The organism is Metabacillus litoralis, from assembly GCF_007994985.1.
Classification (GTDB): Bacteria; Bacillota; Bacilli; order Bacillales; family Bacillaceae; genus Metabacillus; species Metabacillus litoralis.
In genome coordinates this window covers 1-14,838 of sequence record NZ_VOQF01000013.1, presented here as the reverse complement: position 1 = coordinate 14,838, position 14,838 = coordinate 1, and the positions used below count along the sequence as shown (strand labels likewise).

Sequence of the window (14,838 nt, the reverse complement as noted above, 5' to 3'; positions counted from 1 at the left end):
TTCTTGTGCTGTTTCTTTTTTTGTATGGTAAGTCATTATTTTGAAGTTTATTGATTAGTCTTAGATTTTCAGATTTTTCTTGGTTTTCATTAATTGCCCCCAACAACAAAACCACATAAGTCAATCATTTTATATCTCCCTATTTCAAAGCGTATATTCCACAAACCCTTGGTAAAAAATGAATAGAAGAAGCTATCCTTCCATTCTTTGTTAAGAGGTGTTTAGATTGTTTGGTTTTTTGCGGAGAAATGCTCATTTTCAACATCAAGAACAGAAAAAACGAACAAATCATGATGAACAAAAAGAAGATTTCACACCACATTTGGTATTAGACATAGAGGAAAATATAAAGAACATCCAAAATATGATGAATTCACCGAGTGATTTAGTGATAAGACGACTTATGATCGGTCATACAAAAATTGCCCTTTTTTATTTTGATGGCTTGATTGATAAAAACAGTGTGAATGATTTTGTCATAAAAAACATTCAATCTGAAATGTCTCATTTAGAATCAGCAGCAACAAATCCAGAAGCATTACTTAAAAAGCTTAAAAATGAAATTCTATCAATTTCTGAATTAGCTGTTGTAGATACATTAGATGATTTAAGTATATCGATTCTTTCTGGTGATACCGCTCTGATGATTGATGATGCCAAACAACTTTTAATAATAGGAACAAAGGGATGGACAAGTAGGAGTGTAGAAGAGCCCGTTACCGAATCCTTAGTACGAGGACCAAGAGATGGATTTACTGAAAATATTGGAACAAATCTTGTCCATTTAAGAAGAAGAATCCGAGATCCTAATTTGCGGTTTGAACAGTATAGAGTAGGAAGAAGATCTAAAAAGAGTTTGGTTTTATCTTATATTGACGGAATTACTCACCCGGAAATTGTTAAAGAGGTTAGAAGAAGAGTAAAGACCATTGATTTAGATGATGTTCCTGAAACAGGGTATGTTGAACAATGGATAGAGGATGATTTTTTATCACCATTTCCGCAACTTCAAAATACGGAAAGACCTGACAAAGTTTCTGCTGCGTTAATGCAAGGAAAGATCGCACTTTTCTTAGATGGAACACCATTCGTTCTTTTAGCACCTTTAACTTTTGCCGAAACATTGCAATCCCCTGAAGATTATTATGAACGTTGGTATATTGGATCTTTAATTAGAGCATTAAGATACTTATGTGCTTTTATTGCGTTATTTTTACCTAGTTTATATGTTGCTCTTGTATCCTTTCATCCAGGTATGATTCCCTCTAATCTTGCTTTTTCGATATCCTCTACAAGGGAGGGTGTCCCGTTTCCATCATTTATTGAAGCTGTATTTATGGAAGTTACCATGGAAATCTTGCGAGAGGCAGGAGTTCGTTTACCTAAACCAATTGGGCAAACAGTTGGGATCGTTGGTGGTTTGGTTATTGGAGAAGCTGCAGTTAGTGCTGGGATTGTAAGTCCGATTATGGTTATTGTTGTGGCAGTAACAGCTATTTCAACATTTGCTATCCCTTTTTATTCATTTGCCATTACCATAAGAATGCTTCGGTTTATTTTCTTGATTGTGGCAAGTGTTTTTGGGTTTTACGGAATCATTCTAGCTTATATTATGATTAATATTCATATGGCAAATTTAAAATCAATGGGAGTACCTTATACAACACCTTTTGCACCATCCATATATAGTGATTGGAAAGACCTTGTATTTAGGGCACCGTTAACCTTTTTCACAAAAAGACCAAAATATATGCAAACCCAAGATGACAAACGGATGGGGGAATAATTTATGAAAACATTCGATTACGCTGATCAAGAAATCGGTGGTAAAGAACTAACATATATTATTTCCTCGATGATGATCGGAGTAGGAGTTTTAACTTTACCTCGTTTAATTGCAAAACATACAAATACTTTTGATGGATGGATATCGATATTAGGTAGCGGAATATTCTTTCTTTTTTTTGGTTGGTTATTAGCTAAGATCGTTTCCACTTTTCCTAAAAAGACATTTTTAGAATATACATCATCACTTCTTACCAAGCCTGTGGCTTATGCTTTAACATTTATATTAGCGATTGCTTTTTTATTAACTTGTTCTTTAGAAACACGAGTGATTACAAATATATCAAAGCTATATATGTTTGATCAAACACCAATTGAAGCCATATCACTCGTGTTTTTATTAGTTGTTATTTATGGAGTATCAGGATCAAGAATCGCTTTAGTGCGACTTAATTTAATGTTTTTACCAATTGTTCTAGCTGTGACACTACTTGTACAATTTTTTAATATTCCATTATTTGAATTAAGTAATCTAAGACCAGCATTTACTAGCTCATTTAGTGGATATTGGCAGGCAGCCCAAGAAACCGTTTTTTCTTTTATTGGATATGTTGTTGTCCTTGTTTATATTTCATTCATGAGATCACCTAAAACAGCACCAAAAATGACTGTTATCGGTATTGGGATACCTATTATCCTTTATTTGATCATTTATACAGTCACTATCGCTGTATTTGGTAATTTAGCGACAGCTGAAATCATCTATCCAACAATTGAAGTAGCAAAAGAAATTGAAGCACCAGGGGGATTTGTAGAAAGATTTGAGTCGATTTTTTTCACGGTATGGATTATGACTGTATTTAATACTGCATCAATGGCACTAGATATTACGATTCATTTATTTCAAACAATGTTTAAAGTACAGAGAAAAGCGTTGATTTTAGTGGTTTCTCCGATTACTTATTTAATTGCCATGTCACCTGATACTGCATTTCAAATCCAATTAGTAGGTAAAACAATTGCCTTAATTGGATTCTTTTACGGAGTGATCTTCCCACTCATTTTACTCATGATCATATGGATAAAACGGATTAAAGGGGTCAAGCATTATGCGTAAATGGAAATTTTTTATAGTAATTTTTTGCTTATTCATTACGTCAGGCTGCTGGGATTCAATAGAGATTGAAGAACGTGGATTTGTTATCGGTGTTGGGGTTGATTTAAATGAAGAAACTGAAGATGAAGGACCACTTTCATTATCACAGCAATTTGTTATACCTACTGAATCAAGTCAGGGGGGAAGTGGTGAAGGAGGTTCTGGGGATGCTTTCCAAAACATTGTGTCTTCAGGAAATACAATCTTTGAAACTGTACGAAGAGTAGCTGCACGAACGAACCGCTCACCTTTTTATGAACACATTAAGCTCATTGTTGTTTCTGAAGAATTAGCAAAGTCCGATCATTTCCCCGATATTCTCGATTACTTTCTTAGATATCCAGAAATGCGTAGGGGAACACAAATTATGGTTACACCTGAAAAAGCTGGAGACATTCTAGAAATCACCCCTAAAAATGAAAAGCTACCAGCTATTTATATTAAATCGATCTCAAAAAATAATTATAAAAATGCACGTATGGTACCACCAACTAGAATTGGTAAAATCCACGAAAATTTGCTTGGTGATGATAGTTATATGATTCAAATGATTGTTAAATTAAATCCAGAAGAAGTGAAAATATCTGGTCAAGCTGTTTTTAATGGGTATACAGACAAACTTGTAGGTTTTATTGAGGAAGACGCAACAGAAGGGGTAAACTTTATTACAGGAGAATTAAAAGGTGGCTTACTGGAAGCTAAAGTTAAAGACGAAATTGTTGTGTATGAAATGGACAAGGTGAAAACGGATATAGAGCCTGTTTATGAAAAAGGAAAGATAAAATTTAACGTTACTATTAAAACAACCGGAACAATTCCTGAATCTTATAAATCATTTGATCTTTTGGATGAAGAAGAAATTAACCAGACTGAGGAAGCAATAAAAGATAAAATTCATGAATTTACAAAACTTGCAATAAAGAAAGTGCGTGATGATCTTAAAACAGATATTTTTGGATTCAGTCAAAAGTTTCGGGTGAAATATCCAAATGAATGGGAGGATATGAAAAACGATTGGGATATTGGTGAAAATTATTTTCAACAAAGTGAAATTGAAGTAAATGTGAACACGGTTGTCGATAGAAGCGGAACAATTATCCGATCTTCATTAGAAGAGTAGTATGTTTAATATAGCAACTACTACTTACTTTTAATCGTTATTTCAAAAGGCTATGTTAAAGGTTAATGTTGATTTTTAGCACATTGTTGATTAGAGTGAAAGGCATGAGACTCCTGCGGGAGAAGCGTGTCAAAGGGAGACCCCGCAGGGCGCTTGCGCCGAGGAGGCCCCCGGACCGCCCGCGGAAAGCGAATGCCTGTAACGGAAATCAACAACAAAGTTTAACAGAGCCTTTCAAAAAGAGAATTAGGAGAAAACAAATGATAGAATTTCTAGAAGTGCTCATACCAACCTGGAAGCAAGTTCTTTATAGCTTATTAGCTTTTTTCATTCCTTTTATCATGTTTAGCATAAGCCATATTACATATGAAAAAGGAAATCCAAGCTGGAAAAAAGAAAGCTTAAAAGATCAAGATGATAGAAATTAAAAGGCAACTTTTATGGTTACCTGCTTTTTCTTTGAATTTTAACGTATAATAAACATATTCAGATTTTTCATATGATCCTTTTTAAAGACTTTTTTTATATTTTTGTTAAATGACTTAGCTAAGCATATATGCAGTTTGTACAGCATTAACTCTATCAACAAAAATGATAAAAATGAATTTTTTAAATAAGCTTATTATAAAGTCGAATAATCAAAAAAAAAACGAGGTTTAACTATGATAGAAGATAATTTTGAAAAGTTCCAATTAAGTGATGAAATAAACAGATCATTAAAGGTATTAAAATACTCAACACCTACAGAGGTTCAACGTGAAGTTTTACCAAAAGCATTCAATAAACAAGACCTTGTAGTTAAGTCACAAACTGGAAGCGGAAAGACAGCTTCCTTTGGAATTCCACTTTGTGAAATGATCGAGTGGGAAGAAAGAAAACCACAAGCACTAATTTTAACACCTACACGAGAGCTTGCAGCACAAGTTCGTGAAGATATAACAAATATTGGACGTTTTAAACGAATTAAAGCAATGGCTGTATATGGTAAGGAACCGTTTAGTAAACAAAAAGAGGAATTGAAACAAAAAACTCATGTTGTTGTTGGTACACCTGGACGTGTAATGGATCATATCGAAAGAGGAACTTTATCACTCGAAAAAATTGATTTTCTTGTGATTGATGAAGCTGATGAAATGCTTAATATGGGTTTTATTGATGAAGTTGAAGCCATTATTAAAGAGCTACCTACTGATCGAGTAACAATGGTCTTTTCTGCAACTTTACCTAAAGATGTCGAAAATCTTTGTCATAAGTACATGAAAAATCCATCACATATTGAAATTGCAGCTAAAGAGATGACAACAAGTACAATTGAGCATAGTAAAATTGAAGTGAAGGAACAAGGAAAAATATCACTTCTTAAAGATTTAACTGTTGTCGAAAATCCTGACAGCTGTATCATTTTCTGCCGAACAAAAGAAAATGTTGATACTGTTTACTCTCAATTAGATCATGCAAACTACTCTGTAGAAAAACTTCATGGTGGTTTAGAACAGGAAGATCGATTCGCTGTAATGGACGGCTTCAAAATTGGTAATTTCCGCTATCTCGTTGCAACTGATGTTGCTGCAAGAGGAATTGATATTGATAATGTAACACTAGTTATAAACTATGATGTTCCAATGGAAAAAGAAAGTTATGTTCATAGAACAGGTCGAACAGGTCGTGCAGGTAATAAAGGGAAAGCCATTACTTTTGCCACACCGTATGAAGAAAAATTCATTAGAGCTATCGAAAGATACATCAACTTTGAAATTCCAACGATTGAGGCTCCTACAAATGAAGAAGTAACAAAAGGGCAAGCAGCTTTCGATGAAAAGATAAGTGGACGCAGAATTGTTAAAAATAACAAAACAGCAAGAATTAATAAAGATATTACAAAGCTACATTTTAGCGGTGGAAAAAAGAAAAAGCTTAGAGCAGTTGATTTCGTTGGTACAATTTCAAATATCCCAGGTGTAACATCAGAGGACATCGGAATCATTACCATTCAAGATCAGTTAACATATGTTGATATTCTAAATGGAAAAGGATCAGTCGTTCTACAAGCAATGGAGCATACAACGGTAAAAGGTAAGAAATTAAAGGTAAGCATTGCAATTAAATAATGTTTTTTATCTCAAATGATGAAGCACTATTCTTTATAGAGTGGTGTTTTTTTTCGGTTATAAATCGCAAAAACGTTATATAAATATAGTTAAAAAACATCATTATGCTAAAAATAACGACTTATGACTTCATAATACTTATTTAAATATAGTAAATTTTAGCTATGGTTAATTTTTAAGATTTGCATATAAGAAATAACTATTTATTTCGGAAAGCTAATTACTTTCATATCTTTCATTAATTGTTTATAATAATTTGTCTGTAAAAAAAGTAGAGATAGGGAAGGGATCTAGGATGGTATCATCAAGCTATAATAAAACGACAATTGTCGTACTGCTTCTTGCAGGCTCATTTATTGCCATATTAAATCAAACATTAATGATAACGGCTATTCCGCCAATTATGAAAGAGATGGGTGTTACTGCAAATAGTGCACAGTGGCTAACAACTGTGTTTATGTGTGTGAATGGGATTATGATTCCAATTAGCGCATTTTTATTAGAGAAATTTACAACAAGGCAGCTTTTTATCACCGCTATGAGTGTTTTTGCTTTTGGAACTTTAGTTGCTGCGATTGCTCCGAATTTTGAGGTTTTATTATTGGGTAGAGTGATTCAATCTAGTGGAGCTGGTGTTATGCTTCCTCTTATGACGACTGTATTTTTAATGATTTTCCCGATAAATAAACGTGGAGCTGCAATGGGGCTTATCGGACTTGTTATCTCCTTTGCACCAGCAATTGGTCCTGCTCTGTCAGGCTGGGTCACTTCACATTATTCTTGGAGAGTCTTATTTTTAATCATATTACCTATTGCTATTATAGATATACTAATTGCCATATTTGCCTTAAAAAACGTAACAGAGATCACAAAACCAAAATTAGATATTTTATCAATTATCTTTTCAACCTTAGGTTTTGGAGGTCTACTTTATGGGTTTACATCTGCTGGAAACAACGGTTGGTTGAATCCCATCACCTTAGTAACTGTTAGTGTTGGTATCATATCACTGATTTTGTTTATAACAAGACAGCTACATTTAGAGCATCCAATGCTTGAATTTAGAGTGTTCAAATACTCGATTTTCCCTTTTGCCGTTATAATCGGGATGATTACTTTTATGGGATTGATTGGCGTTGAAACGATTATTCCATTATTCATGCAGGATATGCGTGATTTTACAGCATTTGAAGCAGGCCTAGCTTTATTGCCTGGTGCTCTAGTTACGGGAATACTTTCACCGATTATAGGTCGTGTTTTTGATAAAATAGGGGCTCGCTGGTTAGTTATTTCTGGCTTAACGATTTTAACCATTTCAACGTTTGCCTTCTCAAGTCTTGATACAGAAACAACTTTCACATACATTACTGTTATGTATGGTGTAAGAATGTTTGGTTTAGCTATGGTCTTAATGCCAGTTCAAACTGCAGCTTTAAACCAGCTTCCAAAGCGACTTATTCCACATGGAGCTGCAATGGATAACACGATTAGAATGGTCGCAGCTTCAGTTGGTACAGCGATACTTGTAACTGTAATGACAACTACAGAAACTCTTGCTGAACAAAAACCCAATGTTTTGCACCCTGACATTTTTGGAGCTAACATCGCCTTTATTGTTGTCGCAGTACTTTCATTAATTGGATTGATTTTTGCATTTTTTATTAAAAGCAATCAAACTAATGAAAAAAAGCAGCAATCACTTTAAAAAACAGAAGCAGCAAACAAAAATGAATCTGTTATTGAAAAGAAATATAAGTAACTAACCAAAAAGAGTCAATCTATGATGTAGATTGACTCTTTTTTTCTTTGTATTCAGGCATCCATTTTGGAATCGTTCAACTTTTTATCATAATCATTCAACTTTAAGTGGTAATCGTTCAACTTTACGCTTGATCCTGAAGTGGAAAATATAAATACGATAAAAAAAATATGCTGAAGCTTTTGAAGTAGTTTCTAAAGGGTGGAAGTTTTAACAAATAACAAGTTCCTACCACATGAAATACCAAAAATTAAACGGTAATTTCATTGCTCACAATACAACAATGTTTCTTATAGAGGCTCTTTTCTCAAAGATTGTTGCTAATATGCCCTAATAATCTGTTTAAAACTGTGTGTTTAACGCTAAAAGGTATTTAAAGAAGAAAAGATGCCACTAGACTGCATACAGTGAGGTTTCCTTTAGGTTATTAAAAGCAACAAAGTTTACGAAAACAGCCCTTATAGATAAGGAAAATAGTAACATAAAAAAACAACCCCAAAATGATGTGGTTTGTTTTTTATTTTCAAACTGAATAAAGATCTTCTATTCGTCCATTCTATATAAAAGAAATACAAAAGGAGATTATGATAATGGACAATTTAGAAATAACTCACATGATTATTGATGATGACTTTAATGGTGAAGAATCTGTCACTACAGATTTTACTCACAACCACAAAGATTATAGTATTACGTTTAAAAAATCAGATCTAGAAGTAGTAAACACCTGGCTTTTTGAAGAAGAAACATCCTTGCCTGCTAATTTATCAGAAAATATGATTGAATTTCTTAGAGAAGAGGTAAAGAAGAACATATAAATTAAAGGGAGATGATGGTATGGAAAAGGTTTCGTTAAAAGTAAAGGGAATGTCATGTGATCATTGTGTAAAGAGCATTGAAGAAAACGTTGGAACATTAAATGGTGTTGAAAGATTATTGGTTGATTTAGAGAAAGAGAATGTCTTTATTGAATATAATGTTGATAGTGTTTCACTAGATAAACTGAAAGAGGCAATTGAAGAACAAGGATATGAAGTTGAAAGTTAATGTATATTTAAACCATTAAAAAGCCGTGAATTCAACAAGTGATAGTTGAATTCACGGCTTTTTTGTATCGAAAGTTTGTTATCAAATGTATAATAACTACAGCAAATCTTGAGGATCGATTAGAATAGTATTGTTATATTTCATAGGATTTGAAATAATTAGAAAAAAAGAATAAAAAGCGAGGGCATGATGAACAACACAGTACAATTAATTATCTTCATTTCCACCATCGTCCTTATACTGGTATTTTATCGAAAATCAAAAGAGGAGGAATCACTTTTACTTCTAAAGTTATTTGGATTTACTTTTCTTGGAGCCTTTATGCTGGATTTAAATGGACTTAAGCTACCATTAGGTTTTGCTGTTTTTCTATTGTTTTTCCGTCAACCTAAAGTTAATGCTAAGACGAAAAATTTGGCAGCCTATGTTGGATTAGTCATTTTTATGCTCGGTATATTTATTCCTCGAATTGAAAATATGATCTATGAAAGGACTCTTCATGTTGATTTATTAGATACAAATTTTTATAGTGGAAGCTTGGAAGAGGAAATAGAGAATCTAAGCGATCAGCTGAATATGAATGATAATAGCATTGAATTAAGTGAGCTTGATTTAACCATTGTTGAAGATGGAACGTATGAAAGGTTTAAGATAGAGCTTGTAGAGCAAAATTATGAAGGAACGGTAAACTACTATAACATTGATCTTTCTAATGACAGGAGACGTCTTGAAGTAAAAAGGCAAAAGGTTAAAGAGGACGAGTACCAGAATAATTATATGTATACAGATGCAAAGCTCGTGCTTGGTAATCTTGACATCGTTACAGATTCAATGCTTGACTTTGAAGGGTACAAGTATATTCAGCTTATAACAGACGGTCGGCGTGTTAACTATAATGATAAAGGAAATGAAAATTTCCAAATAAACACAGCAGGCAAAAATAAGATTGATAACAACCAACTTCCAGTACAAGCAATTGTGGTAGATTTATGCAAAGGTAATAAAATAGACGAATACCATAGTCTATATGATTGTAAACATGACGAACGGTTCTTGCTAGATATGCTAAAACATGAGGTAGAACTAACTGAATCCTCAGTTATAGATGCAGCTAGACATAAATCACCTGAGATTGATGATTGGCTCATGAAGCATATTGGTGATTTTATTGGGTTCGAGGAAAATGGGGAATTTATTCTTATTAAAGATGGTGTTGAAGAGAAGGTGCAGGAGTCAGAATATATGATGACTTTGAAAGAAACACCTTTAACTACTATCACACAAAACGAACATGATAATTTATGGGAGGTAACAGTCGAAAATCCCTATGGTGATGCTCCTCACATAATGGAGTTTACATTAGAAGGAGAAACAAGGGAAATTCTTGAATTGAAATTTCGTTAAATACATTAACTGTCGATTCATAGTTATAAAGAAGATTGATATGACACAAAGAATTTATTAGTTTAAATTTTTGTGTCATAGGATTTTTAATAAAATAGATGTTTGTGTGACAAAAGGTATGTACAATTAAACAAATACATTATTACGTAAAATATAAATTTGACGTAATAAATTACACAAAATTCACTTTTTAAGGTACAATAGAATTATCGAGGTGAAAATTATGGCAAATGAATCACAACAGCAACATTATAAAAAACTCCAAACACTACTAAAGGAATTACCGTGGTATGTTGAAGAATATATCGATCACAAACGCCGTAAGCTATCTGCTGCATCATTACTCAACTATTGCCATGATTATAAAATTTTCTTTAACTGGATTATGGCTGAGCAGCTTTATGAAGGAAAAGCAACTGATATCCCATTAGAGCTTTTAGAAAAACTAACCGTTCAGCAAGTTGAAGGTTTTTTACATGCTCTACAATGCCAATTACATAACAAAGAAATCACAGTTAATCGTAAATTATCTGCATTAAAGTCGTTATTTAATTACCTGCAAAACATTGCTGAAACTCGCGATCTACAACCCTATCTTAACCGCAATGTGATGGCAAAAATTGAATTTAATGAACTAAAAGATAGCATGGAAACAATCGCAAATAAAATGGAAGGCAAAATTTTGCTTGGTGATGAATATGAGAATTTCAGAAGATTTATAGCCAATGACTATGGAGAATTTATAAAAGATAATAAAAAACTAGTAAACTTTTATACGTTAAATAAAGAGCGTGACACATCGATCGTTTCATTAATTTTAGGCTCTGGATTACGTCTTTCAGAGGTTGTAAACCTTGATTTAGACGATATAGATTTCAAAAAGTTCTCTGCACGAGTCATTCGTAAAGGTAACAAAGAACAATACGTCTACTTCAGTAACATTGCAATGGATGATTTACAGGAGTACTTAAAAATCCGCGAAACTCGCTACCAAGTAGAGAAAAATAATAAAGCATTATTTGTTGCTGCAACCATGGGTCCAAAAGGTAAATCGAGAAGGTTAACCGGTAGATCGATTGAGAAAATAGTTGAAAAATATGCTACAGCATTCGGTAAACCTTCCCTTTCCGTACATAAATTACGACATTCTTTTGCAACAAGATATCACGCTGAAATAAACGATGTTCCTAAATTAAGAAGACAGTTAGGGCATTCATCCATTCAAACAACAATGATTTATACACATATTAGAAATGATGATTTAAGAAGCGCTGTGGATAAAATGGATATGCCAAAAGAATAAATCAGAAATTCATTTTATCTCTTTTTCTTTTTAGGATCTTTTTCGATTATCTGATTTTTAAGATGTTTATCTAAAGATACAAGTACATGGAAATGATTTTCTTCAACTTCCTTAATACTTAATACCTTACCTTTACGACCTTTAATTTTTATCGTCTCATCTATATTAGGTATATTAGTTAAAAGCTGAGTCAACACAATGGATCCTTCTTCAATAAAATGTACAATAGCCATAGTTTAATGTCTCCTTTATTATAAAAATGAGCCATTTCTAAAAAAACACGGCTCTTTTTATAAACTATTGGAGAAAGATCAAATATAGACCAATAGAATTATTCGAATTAAGATGGTGATTAAAGCAATGTGGAAATTAATCGATGGTAAATTAGTCCAAAAAACAGATCAAAACAGAGTTAAATTTAGAACAAATATCAGTAAATCACTAATCGAACATTTAAGTAAATTAGCTGATGAATATGATAGCCACCCAAATTATTTACTCGAAAACGGCTTACAAAACTTGTTATCACAAGGAACTATTACGTTTAATAAAGCTTTACGACCTAAAGACCGAGTCCAATACAAAACAACATATGATAAGGAGCTATTAGCTGCTGTCAAAGAGTTTGCAAATGCAAATAACCTTTTTATAAATGATGTTTTGGAATACAGTGTAGATTTTATTGACTATAAAAAAATCAAAAACAGTAGTTATAAATATCGGGTTGAATAGACCCGTTTTTGTTCATTTTCTATAACGCCCCGAACATAATATATATTATAGGAAGTTAGTTCATTTTCGCTGAAATTATCTCAAAAACCTAGTTAACTCAATGTATTGAGACGAATTTAAAATTTTTGTAAAATGAGATACTTCCCATAATAACTGTTATTGAGAAGTTTCGGAGCTCTACTTCCCAATAATCTCAACCCATAACTACCGGGGAACTTCCTCATAACATTCGGTCACGTTCTGATAATGTCTTGGGATGGGATATAAGTTGTTGGTACGTCCAAATAATTATTATTTGGAGGAACTTTTTTATGGAATTTCAACAAGCTTTAGATGATTTTTTACTGTATCTCGAAGTTGAACAAAATTATTCGCACAATACTATTAGTAGCTATGAAAGTGATTTAATAATCTTTCTTGGTTTCCTTCAGGATCATAAACGCTCGACTGTATTGGAAGATTTAACCCCCTCCCTCGTGCGTCGCTTTATCCAAAATCAAACCCTAAAGCGACATATCCAGCCTAGGACCATGCGCCGGCGAATCTCGAGTTTAAAGTCGTTCTGTCAGTTCTGTTTGAAAGAACAGATGATGTCTGCTGACTTTATGGCTGGTATAAAATCACCGAAGATGGATACGAGGCTTCCTGTTTATATGAACTTAGAAGAAGTTAAAAAGCTTTTCTCCTACCTAGAACAAGATGAGCGCTCTCTCTCACTTCGGAATGAAGCGATTTTCAAGTTGCTGGCCACAACAGGTATGAGGCGTCAGGAACTAATTGACCTGTCATGGGAGCAAATCGATTTATATAATGAAACGGTTCTGGTTTATGGAAAGGGGAAAAAAGAACGTCTTCTCCCCCTCCATTCCATCATGATTCCTTTATTAAAAAGGTATAAAGCTTCCCTACCAAAACATCAGACGCATCCATTAGAGCAATGGTTATCATCATAAACTTCTAAAATTGTCCCAATTTGCCCTTTGGTGATGGCTTCAATTGAGTTGTCTTTTGTTATTCTAACGACATCAAATAGTTTCATTTTATTCCCCCTTGCTATATATACCGGCTTCGTTAGCAATCAACAAAACATCACGGTGGTCATCAATTAAGACTTAATAGAGAGATAGATATTACATCTCTCTATTTCAACTATCCTGCCCGTTAGTTTAAGTGAAAAGCTTCACAATATCACACATCTTCTAACTTAAATCATTACAGAACATAGAGAATTGTTGATTATATTCACGAAAATAATGACAATACTTGCTGCACAGTAATTGTCTACGCTTAATAAGAGTTCTTCTCCATTATCTCCCTTAAAATGAACAAGAACTTACCTTTATTCAAGATAAGCGCTCGTTTGTTGAAGAGTATAATGAATAATAATTTTAATATCTTTCTATAAATATCACATCATCGGAAGGAGTAAGGTACTCCTTTTCCCCTAATTTAAAATCAGCACCTTGACGATCCACCTCTGCATATTGAACAACTTTATCATCTTTCATGAAAACCAAAAGATATATATCGTCTCTCCAATCAATATTACTAGGATCTTTAAAATGAACACCTAATTGCTCATCTATACCTTTTTGGGTACTATAAGGTGTATAAAGGAAACCTTTATCCCAGTCAAAATCAGCTAAAGTGTTAATACTGATTTCAGTATTATTTACATCTTCTACTATAGAATATATGGACTTCCCTAGCTCAACATTATGGGGAGCATTATTAAAAAAGCTATATCCTGTTAGTAATATTAGTAGAATAAGAACGAAAAAAATAAGTTTCCTCAAATTAAATCTCCCTTCTTCTTTTAAGATACCCTCTACGAACTTTTATTCTTTTGTTATCTCATTATATTTTAACATATATATCCAATTTTGAGTTTGAAGGTTTTTTATATTTGCCCTGCCCTAGAATAAGAATCAGCTCTATCCTTATTCCAGAACAGCGGTTTTATTGTTGAATAAGCTGTTTTAAAATACGTCTGTTAAAATTCCTTCTTCAACTCCTAGTCGGATAAGACCTTCATAAGGATTCTGGTGTTTCTATCCCAAGACGTGTTAATAACACTTATCTTTAAGTACCTGATCTAATAAAAAACGTCTCAACCCCATTATTACCAAGGATTTGAGACGCGTTAATCTACTTTTATTTAGTTGTGTTAATAGATATTTTACACGAAGTTGAGACTTTAAGAATAAGAGTCAGTTTCCTCCCTCTATTCCTAACCGTTATTATATCCAACGGAAAAGCAACTAACATAGTAGAGTTAAAAATAATATGTTTAGCTCTTCAACACTTGCGTTTGATTTTTGAATAAATAAAAACCCCCTATAGTTTTCACTTAACCAAAAATAGTTTTTAATAGTAAAAGAGTGCATATATACGTGTTCTTGCTAAACCCCTTGCAAAACTACT

General features: G+C 33.1%; 14 protein-coding genes. 12 read left to right on the top strand and 2 right to left on the bottom strand.

Features of this window, described 5'->3' with window-relative positions; genetic code table 11:
• Nucleotides 1–226 precede the first annotated feature (226 nt).
• From FS935_RS18150 to xerS, 10 genes are all read left to right on the top strand, one after another.
• Nucleotides 227–1,786, top strand: a complete 1,560-nt coding sequence (locus FS935_RS18150; protein WP_275669628.1) for a spore germination protein — start codon at nucleotides 227–229, stop codon at nucleotides 1,784–1,786.
• Nucleotides 1,787–1,789: 3 nt separating this feature from the next.
• Nucleotides 1,790–2,902, top strand: a complete 1,113-nt coding sequence (locus tag FS935_RS18145; protein WP_146950063.1) for a GerAB/ArcD/ProY family transporter — start codon at nucleotides 1,790–1,792, stop codon at nucleotides 2,900–2,902.
• Nucleotides 2,895–4,061: a Ger(x)C family spore germination protein gene (locus tag FS935_RS18140; RefSeq protein WP_146950062.1), complete on the top strand. Its 1,167-nt coding sequence runs from the start codon at nucleotides 2,895–2,897 to the stop codon at nucleotides 4,059–4,061. The genes FS935_RS18145 and FS935_RS18140 overlap by 8 nt, the downstream gene beginning before the upstream one ends.
• A 260-nt stretch (nucleotides 4,062–4,321) precedes the next feature.
• Complete coding sequence (locus FS935_RS23480) at nucleotides 4,322–4,489, top strand: hypothetical protein (RefSeq protein WP_158638644.1); 168 nt, start codon at nucleotides 4,322–4,324, stop codon at nucleotides 4,487–4,489.
• Nucleotides 4,490–4,723: 234 nt separating this feature from the next.
• Entirely contained in the window at nucleotides 4,724–6,169 is a 1,446-nt protein-coding gene (locus FS935_RS18135) for a DEAD/DEAH box helicase (protein WP_146950061.1), read from the top strand.
• A gap of 295 nt (nucleotides 6,170–6,464) precedes the next feature.
• Nucleotides 6,465–7,874 carry an MDR family MFS transporter gene (locus tag FS935_RS18130; protein ID WP_146950060.1) on the top strand — a complete coding sequence of 470 codons (1,410 nt, stop codon included), beginning with the start codon at nucleotides 6,465–6,467 and terminating at the stop codon, nucleotides 7,872–7,874.
• A gap of 644 nt (nucleotides 7,875–8,518) precedes the next feature.
• Nucleotides 8,519–8,746: a hypothetical protein gene (locus FS935_RS18125; protein WP_146950059.1), complete on the top strand. Its 228-nt coding sequence runs from the start codon at nucleotides 8,519–8,521 to the stop codon at nucleotides 8,744–8,746.
• A gap of 19 nt (nucleotides 8,747–8,765) precedes the next feature.
• The gene (gene copZ, locus FS935_RS18120; RefSeq protein WP_146950058.1) at nucleotides 8,766–8,975 is read left to right on the top strand and encodes a copper chaperone CopZ; all 210 of its coding nucleotides are present in this window, start codon (nucleotides 8,766–8,768) and stop codon (nucleotides 8,973–8,975) included.
• Nucleotides 8,976–9,164: 189 nt separating this feature from the next.
• Nucleotides 9,165–10,379: a hypothetical protein gene (locus FS935_RS18115; RefSeq protein ID WP_146950057.1), complete on the top strand. Its 1,215-nt coding sequence runs from the start codon at nucleotides 9,165–9,167 to the stop codon at nucleotides 10,377–10,379.
• Between the two features lie 223 nt (nucleotides 10,380–10,602).
• Nucleotides 10,603–11,682 (top strand): tyrosine recombinase XerS, encoded by a 1,080-nt coding sequence (xerS, locus tag FS935_RS18110; RefSeq protein ID WP_146950056.1) that lies wholly within the window; start codon nucleotides 10,603–10,605, stop codon nucleotides 11,680–11,682.
• Between the two features lie 14 nt (nucleotides 11,683–11,696).
• Here xerS and FS935_RS18105 read toward each other — a convergent pair whose 3' ends face one another.
• Nucleotides 11,697–11,915, bottom strand: coding sequence for a hypothetical protein (locus FS935_RS18105; protein ID WP_146950055.1), 219 nt, complete (start codon nucleotides 11,913–11,915; stop codon nucleotides 11,697–11,699).
• A 127-nt stretch (nucleotides 11,916–12,042) separates the two neighbouring features.
• Here FS935_RS18105 and FS935_RS18100 point away from each other — a divergent pair, with 127 nt between their 5' ends.
• Together FS935_RS18100 and FS935_RS18095 are read left to right on the top strand one after the other, a co-directional pair.
• Nucleotides 12,043–12,414, top strand: a complete 372-nt coding sequence (locus FS935_RS18100; protein ID WP_146950054.1) for an rRNA methyltransferase — start codon at nucleotides 12,043–12,045, stop codon at nucleotides 12,412–12,414.
• A 311-nt stretch (nucleotides 12,415–12,725) separates the two neighbouring features.
• On the top strand, nucleotides 12,726–13,367 hold the full coding sequence (locus FS935_RS18095) for a tyrosine-type recombinase/integrase (RefSeq protein WP_146950053.1): 642 nt from the start codon (nucleotides 12,726–12,728) through the stop codon (nucleotides 13,365–13,367).
• A 435-nt stretch (nucleotides 13,368–13,802) separates the two neighbouring features.
• On the opposite strand, the gene FS935_RS18085 is transcribed toward FS935_RS18095, so the two are convergent.
• Nucleotides 13,803–14,210: a hypothetical protein gene (locus FS935_RS18085; RefSeq protein WP_146950051.1), complete on the bottom strand. Its 408-nt coding sequence runs from the start codon at nucleotides 14,208–14,210 to the stop codon at nucleotides 13,803–13,805.
• Nucleotides 14,211–14,838: the final 628 nt, after the last annotated feature.